This is a genomic window from Hominilimicola fabiformis (genome assembly GCF_020687385.1).
Classification (GTDB): domain Bacteria; phylum Bacillota; class Clostridia; order UBA1381; family UBA1381; genus Hominilimicola; species Hominilimicola fabiformis.
Window position 1 is genome coordinate 257,723 of sequence record NZ_JAJEQM010000003.1, and the last position, 13,162, is coordinate 270,884.

General features: G+C 38.1%; 12 protein-coding genes and 1 tRNA gene. 10 read left to right on the forward strand and 3 right to left on the reverse strand.

The genetic code is table 11. The features are described from left to right. The first annotated feature begins 293 nt into the window (after positions 1 to 293). Positions 294 to 1,700 (forward strand): copper amine oxidase N-terminal domain-containing protein, encoded by a 1,407-nt coding sequence (locus LKE05_RS03960; RefSeq protein WP_308455990.1) that lies wholly within the window; start codon positions 294 to 296, stop codon positions 1,698 to 1,700. 331 nt (positions 1,701 to 2,031) lie between these two features. Here LKE05_RS03960 and LKE05_RS03965 read toward each other — a convergent pair. Continuing rightward, positions 2,032 to 2,107 (reverse strand) — tRNA-Lys (locus tag LKE05_RS03965). Positions 2,108 to 2,256: 149 nt separating this feature from the next. Between LKE05_RS03965 and LKE05_RS03970 the strand changes: the two genes are divergently transcribed. Both LKE05_RS03970 and LKE05_RS03975 read left to right on the forward strand, forming a co-directional pair. Beyond that, complete coding sequence (locus LKE05_RS03970) at positions 2,257 to 2,427, forward strand: hypothetical protein (RefSeq protein WP_022230705.1); 171 nt, start codon at positions 2,257 to 2,259, stop codon at positions 2,425 to 2,427. Positions 2,428 to 2,438: 11 nt separating this feature from the next. Beyond that, positions 2,439 to 3,155: a YdcF family protein gene (locus LKE05_RS03975; RefSeq protein WP_308455991.1), complete on the forward strand. Its 717-nt coding sequence runs from the start codon at positions 2,439 to 2,441 to the stop codon at positions 3,153 to 3,155. Here the strand turns inward: LKE05_RS03975 and LKE05_RS03980 are convergent. Together LKE05_RS03980 and LKE05_RS03985 are read right to left on the reverse strand one after the other, a co-directional pair. After that, positions 3,118 to 3,780, reverse strand: coding sequence for an epoxyqueuosine reductase QueH (locus LKE05_RS03980; RefSeq protein WP_308455992.1), 663 nt, complete (start codon positions 3,778 to 3,780; stop codon positions 3,118 to 3,120). The two genes, LKE05_RS03975 and LKE05_RS03980, sit on opposite strands and share 38 nt — an antisense overlap. Next, the gene (locus LKE05_RS03985; protein ID WP_308455993.1) at positions 3,740 to 4,327 is read right to left on the reverse strand and encodes a phosphatase PAP2 family protein; all 588 of its coding nucleotides are present in this window, start codon (positions 4,325 to 4,327) and stop codon (positions 3,740 to 3,742) included. The genes LKE05_RS03980 and LKE05_RS03985 overlap by 41 nt, the downstream gene beginning before the upstream one ends. Before the next feature lie 153 nt (positions 4,328 to 4,480). Between LKE05_RS03985 and LKE05_RS03990 the strand changes: the two genes are divergently transcribed. The 7 genes from LKE05_RS03990 (at position 4,481) to LKE05_RS04020 (ending at position 13,062) form a co-directional block, all read left to right on the forward strand. Continuing rightward, on the forward strand, positions 4,481 to 5,824 hold the full coding sequence (locus tag LKE05_RS03990; protein WP_308455994.1) for a Mur ligase family protein: 1,344 nt from the start codon (positions 4,481 to 4,483) through the stop codon (positions 5,822 to 5,824). Next, positions 5,824 to 6,546 carry a type 1 glutamine amidotransferase gene (locus LKE05_RS03995; RefSeq protein ID WP_308455995.1) on the forward strand — a complete coding sequence of 241 codons (723 nt, stop codon included), beginning with the start codon at positions 5,824 to 5,826 and terminating at the stop codon, positions 6,544 to 6,546. The genes LKE05_RS03990 and LKE05_RS03995 overlap by 1 nt, the downstream gene beginning before the upstream one ends. 105 nt (positions 6,547 to 6,651) lie before the next feature. After that, positions 6,652 to 8,601, forward strand: a complete 1,950-nt coding sequence (locus LKE05_RS04000; RefSeq protein ID WP_308455996.1) for an Ig-like domain-containing protein — start codon at positions 6,652 to 6,654, stop codon at positions 8,599 to 8,601. A gap of 112 nt (positions 8,602 to 8,713) precedes the next feature. Further along, positions 8,714 to 10,183, forward strand: coding sequence for a lipopolysaccharide biosynthesis protein (locus LKE05_RS04005; RefSeq protein ID WP_308455997.1), 1,470 nt, complete (start codon positions 8,714 to 8,716; stop codon positions 10,181 to 10,183). Between the two features lie 83 nt (positions 10,184 to 10,266). Then, entirely contained in the window at positions 10,267 to 10,638 is a 372-nt protein-coding gene (locus tag LKE05_RS04010; protein WP_308455998.1) for an ACT domain-containing protein, read from the forward strand. Between the two features lie 5 nt (positions 10,639 to 10,643). Beyond that, positions 10,644 to 11,822 (forward strand): cation diffusion facilitator family transporter, encoded by a 1,179-nt coding sequence (locus LKE05_RS04015; protein ID WP_308455999.1) that lies wholly within the window; start codon positions 10,644 to 10,646, stop codon positions 11,820 to 11,822. A gap of 124 nt (positions 11,823 to 11,946) precedes the next feature. Next, positions 11,947 to 13,062 (forward strand): 5-methyltetrahydropteroyltriglutamate--homocysteine S-methyltransferase, encoded by a 1,116-nt coding sequence (locus LKE05_RS04020; protein ID WP_308456000.1) that lies wholly within the window; start codon positions 11,947 to 11,949, stop codon positions 13,060 to 13,062. Positions 13,063 to 13,162: the final 100 nt, after the last annotated feature.

The following is a 13,162-nucleotide window of genomic DNA, read 5'->3' on the forward strand; positions in this document are numbered from 1 at the left end:
AACCACAATACAACTTGTATTGATTTTGCTTATTGTATGGATATTAAAGAAATAACCGCCCTACGGGAATAGGACGGTTATTGGGTAGAAAATCAATTTCTACAAAAATTTAACCAAATATTAAAGCAGAAACAAAAGCTGTTTACCGCTCTTCTCTATATCTAAAGTATAACACAGCAAAAAAATTATGTCAAGCACGTTTTAATGACGTGCTTTTTGTAAAAAATCAACGTTTAATTGGTTTAGTAAATTGAGATTAGGACGTATACAATAGATTAAAAAGGGGATTTATTATGAAAAAGCTATTTGCGTTTATAATAGCATTGATGTGTTGTGGAAATTTAGTGATAGATGCCAGTGCTATAAACTTGAATATTATTGATAAAGAAAATATAAGTCAAGATTATTATGACTATAACGGATTAAAATTAACGTATCATTCGAGTATAATAAACAATTTTTGGTATACCGGAAAAGAATATATTTATAGAGATGTATATGATGGATATTCGCGATATAGAAGATCAGATGATATGATTAATTGGGATGATATTTCGGAAACGAGTGGGATAACGGAAATAAATAAACTTTCTAATTATACATATTCTATAAATTATTGGGGAGATAAGTATATAGTTTTTAATCGACTGCATGAGTTGAGCGGTGAATCAATTAGTGAAGTTCAATATAATACCACAATTAATTATCCGTTACTTATTCTTGATAAGGACTTTGAACTGATTTCAAAACAAGAGTTTGAAGCTCCGATTACGGGAGTAAGTTATGTTGACGGTAAGTATTATGCAGAAACGAAAGATTACAGTCAATATAAAAATTCTTACAATTTTGAACCGATTAAGAAAGTTTATGTGTCTGAAGACGGGATTTTGTGGAATGAGGACAAAACTTTATCGGAGGTTCCTATTGGAAACGGGATGAATAAAACTTTAATACTTGACGGAGAAATGCCTGACGGTGATACAAGATACACTAAAAAGATTGTAGGTATTGCAGAGCAAGGAAATATAAATAATACTACTGATATTGTATTTGAAAGAGAAAATTTAAAATCTTATAAAGTAGTGGACGATCTATATGTTTGTTGGGATACATTTGATGTGGAAGAAAAAGTATTTCAAATCTCGCTTGATGGTGTATACTGGCTTGATGTTGACTTTCCGAGCCTTTTAACAACACATGAAATTCATCCTGAATCGACAAGTGATAGTGTTATTGAGGCAATTTATGATTGTATAGGAGTGAAAGATAAGATACTATTCCAAACTCAATATCGTTTGTTTGAATATGATTTAGAAGATTTGCGTACAGCGTGGAGAAATGCTTGTGATAAATCGCAAATATATGTTAAATTTGATGGTATATATTTGGGATTTGAAACACCGCCGATTATAGAAAACGGTAGTACACTTGTACCTATGAGATTTTTGTTTGAGCAAATGGGAGCGGATGTTGAATGGAACGGAGAAACACAAACTGCAACAGCGACTCTTGATAATACAGAAATAACGTTTTCCATAAACAACATCAATGCGGAAGTGAATAATATCTTAACAACAATGGACGTGCCTGCAAGGCTTGTAAATGGCAAAACAATAGTGCCGTTACGTTTTCTTTCAGAAAATATGGGATATACGGTAGAGTGGGACGCTGATAGTAGGACAGCGATAATTCAAGAATAAAAACAAAGCATATGCTTGCCTGTGTCTTATAGGCAAACATCCATATAAAAAACACGTTACATGCTGTGTTCCGAACAGTGTTGAGGGCGGTATGGTAATAGGTATAAATGGTGACATAAAGCAAAGCTGTGCAATGCAAAATGCTTATGAAATGGGAAAAAGTCTAAAATAACAAAAAGTGCAGTTCATATGAGCTGCACTTTTTGTTTAGACAACATGAAAAAGATAACAAAAATACTCTGATAGTTAAAGTATAGTCAAACGCCCAAAATGCAATAGAATTTTGAATAATAAAAAATCGCTCAAACATACTGTTTAAGCGATTTTAACGTGGTACGCGATCAGGGGTTCGAACCCTGGACACCCTGATTAAGAGTCAGGTGCTCTACCAACTGAGCTAATCACGCATATTATGTTTTACGTCTGACGACAGATAATATAATAGCACATAAAAATGCTTTTGTCAACACTTTTTTTCAAAAAAATAAAAAATTATTGACAATGATATAATAGTTAATGTATTATATGAGTATAAAAGCAAATATGGAGGTCGAATATGGAACCGAAGGATTATATTGTATCAAGAATTGAAGGGGAATATGCGTACCTAAAGCGTACGGATATTGAAAGTGAGGAAGAATTATTCATAGCAATGGCACTGTTGCCGTTGGGTGTAGACATCGGCACAAAGCTACATTATGAATGTATGGAATATTCAATAATATAAGGAGACAGTATATGCGAGTAATATTATTTATATTGGGATTGCTTTTTTCGGCGGACGGACTTTATTTTGCGTCAACCACATCAATGGGCGTGGGTGAGGCATTTACCGTTGCGATAGGTATTATGTTTATATTATGGAGTACGTTTTACGACGCGTTCAAAACAAAAGGCTTTTTGAAATTTATAAAAGGTTTGTTTACGTTCGGAATGATTGTACTTGTGATTTATTCGGGGATTATATGCGTTGTCGGAAAAAGTGACAATGCGACATACAGAGAAGATTATATAATCGTGCTTGGTGCGGGACTGAAAGGCGATACACCGTCTTTGGCACTTGAAAGACGACTTGAAAAAGCGGCTGAATATATGAACAAAAACGGAAATGCAATAGCAATAGTCAGCGGCGGACAAGGCAAAGGCGAAACAATTTCAGAGGCACAGGCAATGGAAAACTACCTTTTAAATCACGGAATAAGAGAAGACAGAATTATAAAAGAGGACAACTCCACAAGCACATATGAAAATTTTGAATATTCAAAGTTGATAATGGACGAGGGACAAGCCGTATTTGTCACAAACGAATTTCACGTTTTGCGTTCGGAATTGATGGCAAAAATAAACGGCATAGACGCAACACATATAGGTGCGTCTACACCGATACCGCTTTTGCCTGTATCTTGCGTGCGTGAATTTATTGCACAGATAGCGGCTGTTCGTTATTATTTTTAGCTTTTTCACGTTCTTCGGCTTCAAGCTTTGAATAAATACAACCGCAGTAATTCTGACGATAAAGACCGTATATTTCCGAAAGTTCACAAGAACGCTTATAACCGTTTTTCTTTTTGAAATCGGAGCATAGATATTTAACGCTGTAGCTTTCTTCAAGTTCAAGACCGATTTGGTTAAGCACCTGAGCATTTTTATGCGGACTGATCGAAAGCGTGGTAGTGAAGTAATCAAAACCGTCCTTTTGGGCGGTTTTTGCTGTTTCTTCAAGGCGAAGTCGGTAACATTTAAAGCAACGCTCGCCGCCCTCTTTGAGATTTTCAAGCCCTTTTGCAATCGAATAAAATTTTTCACAGTCATATTTGCCCTCGATAAACTTTACTTTTCTCTTTAAAGGCATTTCATTTATAAGACGCTTTTGCTCGCTGACACGCTTATAAAATTCTTCTTCGGGTGAAATATTCGGATTGTAATAGAAAATAGTTATATCAAAATATTCCGACAAATATTCAAGTACATAGCTTGAACAAGGCGCACAACAGCTGTGCAGAAGAAGTGACGGAACGGTATTGTTTTTTTGAATTTCGTCAATCGTTTTGTTTAGAATTATTTGATAATTTTCTTTCATTGATTTTCTCCCATATTTTATTGACTAAGAAGTTTGACACGAACGCGAGCAATATTCCGAACAACGCACCGCAAATAACGTCGGACGGAAAATGTACATACAGATACAGCCTTGTAAAGCATATCAAAGCAGCAAGAATAATTGCCGGTATGGCTAATTTTTTGCTGTACAGCAAAATAACCGTTGCGGCGGAAAATGAAGATATTGCGTGACCGGACGGAAACGAAAATCTTCCCGACGGCGCGCCTATCAGCAGATTTTCAACTGTAAGCAACGCTCCTTCGGTGTTATATGGACGTTCACGTGCAATTACATTTTTAAGCCCCATTGTAGAAAGGAATAATCCCAAAAGCAGTGAAACTATTATTATAATACCTGTTTTTCGTGATTTTTTGAAACAAAGCATTATAAGTGCAGTTACAGCCCATACAATGCCGCCGCTGCCTAAAAACGTTATAAGTGGCATAATTGTATCAAGAAACGGATTGCGTATGCTTTGAATTGCGTTTAAAATATTAAAATCAATCTGCGTTATAAAGTCTGTCATAATTACGTCATTCTTTCGATATGTTAATGTTTATTTCGTGTCAATAATAACACATTCACAACAAAAAGTAAAGTAAGAACATAAAAACCTCATTACTTTAAAGAGAAAGTTGCAAAAGGGAAGAAAGTGTAGTATAATCATATATTATATTAGTTGAAAGGAATAACTGTAATGAGAAAACTTCTTGCGATATGGCTCGGAAAAATTCTTACCATAGTCGGAAAAACAGTAGGTAAAAAATCATCTTCTTCGCCGGGTGCGTATGCACTTAAAATATGTCCCGACCTTGTAAAAGGCTTGGAGAAATGCGTGTCAAATGGTATAATCGTAACTTGCGGCACAAACGGAAAAACAACGACAAACAATCTTATGGCATCGGCACTTGAGGCAAAGGGATATAAGGTTATTTGCAATAAGCTCGGTGCGAATATGCTTAGCGGTATTGCAACCACCGTTTTACAGGAAATGAGTATATTCGGCAAATTAAAAGCGGACTATGCGTGTCTTGAAATTGACGAGGCGTACACGCCGATAGTGTTTGACTATGTAAAGCCCGATGTTATGGTTATAACGAACCTATTCCGTGACCAGCTTGACAGATACGGCGAAATTGACATTACTTCGGATATTATCAAGCGTGCAATAAAGAAAGTGCCGAATTTAAAACTTGTTTTAAACGGTGACGATCCGCTGTGCGTTCAGTTCGGCAGAGAGGAAAACGTCAAGGCTTATTATTACGGAATATCCGAAAAGGTACTTCCGCAGCTTGACGATACAAAGGAAGGGCGTTTCTGTCCTGTATGCGGTGAGGAACAGAAGTACAATTACTATCATTACAGTCAGCTCGGCGATTTTTATTGCCCGTCGTGCGGTTTCAAGCGACCTGAGATTGATTTTGAAGTCAAGAATGTATCGCTCGACACACCGATGAAGTTTACGATAAACAATCAGCCTATGGTGATAAATTACAAAGGTTTTTACAATATATATAACCTTATTGCCGTATACGGTGCACTAAATGTTTTGGGAGAAAAAACGGATGATTTCGCAAAACTTTTGACAGGCTACAAACCGCAAATCGGCAGAATGCAGGAATACAAATTCAACAAGCCCGTTATACTAAGTCTTTCAAAAAATCCCGCAGGATTTAACCAAGCCATTGCAACGGTAAATACGGACAAGCGTAAGAAAGACGTTATAATCGCAATCAATGACAAGGCTAATGACGGTCGTGACGTGTCGTGGCTGTGGGACGTGGACTTTGATAAAATTGCGGACGAAAACCTGAACACGCTTACAACAACAGGTATCAGAGTTTACGATATAAGTCTTAGATTTAAGTATTCGGATATAAAGGTTGACCGTATGACGCAGGATATGGCGGACGCAATTACAAAATGTCTTGAAATGGACAGCGAAGTTGTCTATGTACTTGTGAATTATACCGCACTTTATTCGACAGAGGCGGTACTTAAAAAGCTCGGAGGTGAGGCATAATGAAAATCAAAATACTTCATCTTTATCCCGACCTTTTGAATTTATACGGTGACAGAGGAAATATCGAATGTATGCGAAAACGACTTATGTGGCGCGGTATTGACGCGGAGGTTGTGACATACACCTGTGAGGACAGCGGATTTGATTTGTCGGACGTTGATATTGTGTTCATAGGCGGCGGCTCGGACAGAGAACAGAAAATTGTTTGCCACAGACTTTTGGAACACAAGGACGAAATAAGAAATTATGTTGAAGATAACGGTGTACTTGTCGCAGTGTGCGGCGGTTATCAGCTTTTGGGTAAGTATTACAAGCTTGAAAACGAAACAATTGAAGGGCTTGATATACTTAATATTTACACCGAACAAGGCAAAAAACGTCTTATCGGAAATATCGTACTTGAAAATGACTTTCTAAATCAAAAAATTGTCGGTTTTGAAAATCACGGCGGAAGAACTTACATCGGTAATCACACACCGCTCGGCAGAGTTGTTTATGGTTACGGAAACGATGAAAAATCCGGTGTTGAGGGTGTTGTGTATAAAAACGTTGTCGCAACATATTTGCACGGACCGCTTTTGCCTAAAAACCCTGCACTTTGCGATTACATTCTGACAAACGCAATAAAGAGAAAAAATCCCGACTTCAAAGGTCTTGGCGGCTTGGAGGACACTCTTGAAGATATGGCAAACCAATATATTGTAAATAGGTTTAAAAAGTAAACATTTTTTTAACAATGGTGCATATGTATTGACTTTTTTACTGTGCAGTCATAAAATTAAATGGTATTGTAGAAACAATACCATTTTTTAAGGATTGAATTCGGTATGGAAACTAAATTAACAAGAAATATACAACCGAATAATAAAAGTCCGTTTTCGTGGCTCAGCAAGATATTTAAAGGTATTAAAACAGGCTGGGATGCGGTAGGCGGAGTGTTTAAGAAGTTTTGGAAACTTTTGTGCAAGAGCAAAAAGTTTTCAAATTTTGCATACGTTAAATTTCCGAAATTCAGAAAGGACATTTGGGAGTATGCAAAGGCACACAGGCTGAAGGCATTGATTTCAGTTGCTGTCGGAGTGGCGGTACTCGGTGTGCTTTTGGGCGTTATGATAAAAAATTCCGTAAATTCCGACTATCTTCAAGAGGGTGACGATTCTGTCGGATATGCGATGGTTTTGCAGAATTATTACACGTTCGACCACAGCGACAAAACCAATGTTGCGATAAAATTAAGCTGGGACGACGGTGCTGTTGACCTAAACGGCGGTACGGCAGAGGCAAAAATAAAAGCAAAGGTTTATCCGATAAATTTACCCGATAAAAAAATTACTTGGAAATCGTCTGATGACAATATCGCAAAGATTGACAGCGGCGGTAATATAACGGCACAAAATCCCGGTAAAGCGACATTGACGGCAATGTTGTACAGTCAAAAAAAGAGTGCAACCGCCACTTTGTCGGTAAGACAGCCTGTAACGGGTATATTTATGCCGACAAGCACAATAACGCTTTACACAGGCGGTGAGGGCAGACTTTTACAGACAGAAATATTCCCGAAAAACGCAACGAACCAAAACATAACATGGAAATCTAAAAATACAAAGATTGCACGTGTGGACGAAAACGGCAGAGTAAAGCCTGTCGGCGTCGGTATGACGGAGATAACGGCAACAACGGAGGACGGAGGCTTTGAGGCGAAGTGCTTTGTAAATGTCGTAAATTCATACGTTGACGTACAGACTTTATCCGTAAAAAATACTGACGCAATGACGATAAAAGTCGGCGACAGTGTTAACGCGATAGTAACCGTTTCACCGTCAAACGCACGAAACAAAACGCTTAAATGGTCGAGTGACGATACAAAGATAGCGACAGTAAGTCAAGCGGGCAGAATACGCGGTGTCAGCGTTGGTACGGCGAATATAACGGTTGAAACGACTAACGGAAAGAAACAGACGTTTACTGTCAACGTAACCGAATCGGACGCAAAAGACCCATTCAATTTGAATGATGAAGTTTCTGATTTGGATACGGAGGGAACTGTAACATACACGTCATATGACATATCATTCCCACAGATTATAAGAATACAGATGGGCTTGAACCCACCACCGAAAATTTGGAGAAACGGCGGAATGTCATATGCGACAGAGTCCGAAACAGCGGAATATATGAATCCGAACAGTTTCTATACGGACGCATATAAATATCAGTTCCTTGACCTTTCAAAGCCGAATAATGTCAGCGAAGAAACGCTTAATAATTATCTTGCCGATAAGGGTGTAATGAAAGGAATGGGAGCGGCATTCATTGAGGCGGCTAAAGAATATAACGTCAGCGAGGTTTACCTTGTTGCACATGCTTGCCTTGAGTCCGGAAACGGTACTTCACAGCTTGCAACAGGTGTTGAGGTCAACGGCACAACCGTTTATAACTTGTTCGGTATCGGTGCATATGACGCAAACCCTGTCGGAAACGGTTCACAGAGAGCATACAGTCAAGGCTGGACGAGTGTAGAGGCGGCTATTAAGGGCGGTGCAAAGTGGATAAGCGAAAACTATGTGAACAGTTCGGATGGCAGACAGAACACACTTTATAAAATGCTTTGGAACCCTGAAAATCCGGGTACTCACCAATATGCAACGGATATTGGCTGGGCGGTTAAGCAGGCGGTAAGCATTGAAAAGATATTCTCGTCATTCACAGACGCAACATTATCGTTTGACGTACCTGTTTACAGCGGACAAATTCCGCCTACTGTAACTATGGACTGATAAAAAGACAGATGAAATTTAAACCGTTTCATCTGTCTTTTTTTGTCAGAAAAAATATGTTTGACAAGTTGAATTTTAGTGTATATATTATATACAGGGAGTTGAAACATGGATGATAAAAAATGATGTTAAAAATATATCAATCAAAAAGGCGGCGTTTATCAATGCTGCCGCAAATTACAGTTGTGTTATATTGCAGCTTGGTTTCAGTGCTGTTTTGGCGCGAATACTTTTACCGGAGGATTACGGGGTAATCGGTGTAATGACCGTTTTTACCACGTTTTTTTCGGTGCTTGCGAATATGGGGATAGGCACTGCCGTTATTCAGAATAAGGAGCTTAGCGACTATGATGTGTCGAATATATTCACTTTTAATTTATATGTTGCGGTAGGGCTTTCAATAATTTTTGCGATTTTTTCTGTGCCGTTGTCTAAATTTTACGGCAACAGCGTGTACATACCGATAGGGTGCTTGCTTTCGGTGTCTTTGTTTTTTTCGACAATGAATATGGTGCCGAACGCACTTTTAATGAAAGAAAAAAAGTTCGTGCGTATCGGACTTCGTATGATTACCACAACTGTTGTAAGCAGCGGTATAGCGATTGTATTGGCAAAACTCGGACTGAAATATTACGCACTTGCCGCACAGTCTATTATACAGGTTATGGTCAATTTTATATGGAATTACAGCAGTACAAGGATAAAACTTAGAATTAAATGTGATTTCGGCAGTGTGAAGAAGATTTTTTCGTTTTCGTCATATCAGTTTGCGTTTAACGTGTTTAACTACTTTGCAAGAAATGCCGATAATTTGCTTGTGGCGAAGTTTATGGGCGATACACAGCTTGGATATTACGACAAGGCATATAAACTTGCACTTTATCCCGAACAAAATTTGACGCACGTCATAACACCTGTTATACACCCGATTTTGTCGGAGTATCAGGACGATAAGGCGTATATATATGAGAATTATATGAAGATTGTCAAGATACTTTCATTGCTCGGATTGTTTGTCGGTGCGTATATGTATTTTGCGTCATATGAGATTATCTGTATGATGTTCGGTGAGCATTGGGCGGCGGCAATTCCTTGCCTTGCAATGCTTAGTCTTTCGGTTTGGGCACAGGTTGTAAATTCAAGCTCCGGTGCGATATTCCAAAGCCTTGGCAACACGAAAAATCTTTTTATAACGGGTGTTTTGTCGTCGTCGACTACTCTGATAGGTATTGTACTCGGAATTGTTTTCGGCGATATTGGCACAGTCGCAAGAAATGCAATGATTTCATATAATATTAATTTTATGATTTCATATTTTATGCTTATAAAAATGACGTTTGGATTTAGCTTTTTGAAATTTCTGAAAAGTTTTATTCCGGACGTGTGTATTGCGGTTATGGTTTGCATTGCGGGTTTTTTGACGCGTTACGCTACTATTGATGCAACAAATATCGTCGGTATAACAATAAATGCCGTTATTAAATTGGCAATTATGGGCGGTGTGTATGTAATCGGATTGATTTTGTTCAGACAGTATAAATATTTTATTGAGATTATTCATATAAAAAAACACAGAAAATAAAAAAAGAGCCTTTGACTCTTTTTTTGTTGCAGTTGGCAACAAAATGTGCTATACTGATTAGAAACAATAATTGAGGGATAAAAATGGATATAAAGGTAATAGACAAAGAATTTGCGGTATGCAAGATAAATGATGTTACGGAAGTGAACTTTAATGACGAGTTTTGCTTTGTCGGCAAGACTGATGAGGAATTATCGCTTGTATGCTCAAGCGAGTTTGTTCCGAAAAATACGATTGTATGTGACAGCGGTTGGAGAGCGTTCAGAATCGAGGGTATACTTGATTTTTCACTCACGGGAATACTTGCGAGAGCTGCGGACATTTTAGCAAATGCAAAAATACCGATTTTTGCGGTATCAACGTACAACACTGATTATATACTTATAAAGAACGAATTTTTTCGAAAGGCACTTGACGTATTGAAAGAGAATAATTATGTTATAAAGGTTGGGTGACATAGATGACAAAACTACTTATAAAAAGATTTATAAAAGACTATGAAAACACGCAAAATTCCGATGTGCGTACGGCATACGGTAAATTTTCAAGCATAGTCGGAATAGTGTGCAATGCGATACTGTTCATAAGCAAACTAATTGTCGGAACACTGTCGGCGTCTGTTTCTATCACTGCCGATGCGGTAAACAACCTATCCGATGCATCATCAAGCATAATCAGTCTGCTTGGTTTTAAACTTGCAAGCCGTCCGGCAGATGAAGAACACCCTTATGGTCACGGACGATATGAATATCTGTCGGGACTTATGGTTGCCGTACTTATTATGGTAATCGGCGTTGAACTGTTCAAAAGCAGTTTGGATAAGGTACTTCATCCGTCAGCAGTTGAATTCAGCTGGGTTACTGTCGGTGTGCTTGCGTTTTCGATTTTGCTTAAAACGTGGATGGCATTGTTTAATACGAAAACAGGTAAAATGATTAACTCAAACACGCTTATAGCAACGGCGGCAGACAGCCGTAATGATGTTATAACGACAGGCGCAGTGTTGGTTGCGGCGATATTATCGCATTTTGTCGGCTTTGAGCTTGACGGCTGGATGGGTCTTGGTGTGGCGGTATTTATTTTGTACAGCGGTTTCGGACTTGTAAAAGACACGCTTGACCCTATGCTCGGAAAAGCACCGGAGGATGAACAGGTTGAAGAAATTCGTCAAAAGATTTTAAGCTATCCCGGTGTTTTGGGTACTCACGATTTAATGGTACACGACTACGGACCGGGCAGACAATTTGCAAGTGTGCATGTTGAAATGGCGGCGGAAGGCGATGCTATGAAAAATCATGACGTCATAGATAATATTGAACGTGATTTTATGAATGATGAAGGGCTTCATATGATTGTGCATTTTGACCCGATTTCGACAAAGGACAATACAGTGAACGACCTTAGAATTTGGATTGGTGAAAAGGTAAAAGAGATTGACGAACGTCTGACAATTCATGACTTGCGTATAGTGTATGGTATTACGCACACAAACGTAATATTTGACTGCGTTGTTCCGCATAATATGGATATGACCGACAAGGAAGTCAAGAAAGCGATAAATGATATGGTAAAGGAAAAATATCCTACATATTACTGTGTAATCACGATTGATAAAAGCTATGCGGCAATGCCACATTGATATATTTTTAAAAATATATTTGTCCATAGGTTGAAACTATGAATAAATGCGGTTTATAAGTATTTTTCAAAACGGTACTTATATGATAAACTGTATTCATCAAAGAAAGAAAGGACAGTTTATTATGAGTACATTAAAGACACCGTTTAGATACGATTTTGTAGGAAGTTTTTTAAGACCGCAGATATTAAAAGATTCAAAGAAAAAGTTAAAAAACGGAGAGATACAAAAAGACGAATACGATAAAATTGTAAATGAAGAAATAACTAAATTAGTTGCAAAACAAAAAAAACTTGGTTTCCACGCAATCACAGACGGCGAGTTCAGAAGAACTTTCTGGCACCTTGATTTTATGTGGGGATTTGAGGGCGTTGAGCATGAGGACACGGGAAACGGAGTTAAGTTTGATGCGGAACTTGCAAAACTTGACGATACATATTTGGTTGGTAAAATCAAGGCAAAGGCACATCCGTTTGTTGAATACTTTAAATTTTTAAAGCAATTTGAGGATGAGAATACAGTTGCCAAATACACTATTCCTGCACCGGCTCAAACTTTCCAACAATTTATTGTGCCGAATAATATTGAGGGTACAAGAAAGTTTTATGCTGACAATGACGAATTGATTAAAGATATTGCGGCGGCTTACAGTGACGTTATAAAGCAATTTTACGATGCAGGCTGCCGTAATCTTCAGCTTGACGACTGTACTTGGGGTGCGGTTGTAGGTGATGCGGCAGCACAGAGATACCAGTCACTTGGCATTGATATTGAAACCGTTAAGGAACAGCTTCTAAAGGTAAACAATCTTGCACTTGAAAATAAGCCGGCTGATATGGTGATTACTTCTCATATTTGCCGTGGTAACTATCATTCAACATATTTCACAAGCGGTGCATATGACCCTGTTGCGGATTATGTTTTTGCAAGAGAAAATGTTGACGCACTTCTTCTTGAATATGATGATGAGCGTTCGGGCGGTTTTGAACCTCTTGCAAAGGTATCAAGCGATAAAAAAGTTGTTTTGGGCTTAATCACAACTAAGTCGCCTAAACTTGAAAACAAAGAAGATGTTATCAAGAGAATACACGAGGCGGCAAAGTATGTTCCGCTTGAAAGACTTTGCCTAAGTCCGCAGTGCGGTTTTGCATCTTGCGAAATAGGTAATAAGCTTACAGAAGAAGAACAATGGGCAAAATTGAAACTTATAAAGGAAATTGCCGACGAAGTTTGGGGATAAGTAAATATTAATTGAGGTATTTTAAATGAACCGACCCCCAAAAGTTAGACCAAAAATCTAACTATTGGGAGGTCGGTTTTTTCATGGCAAAATATAGTTT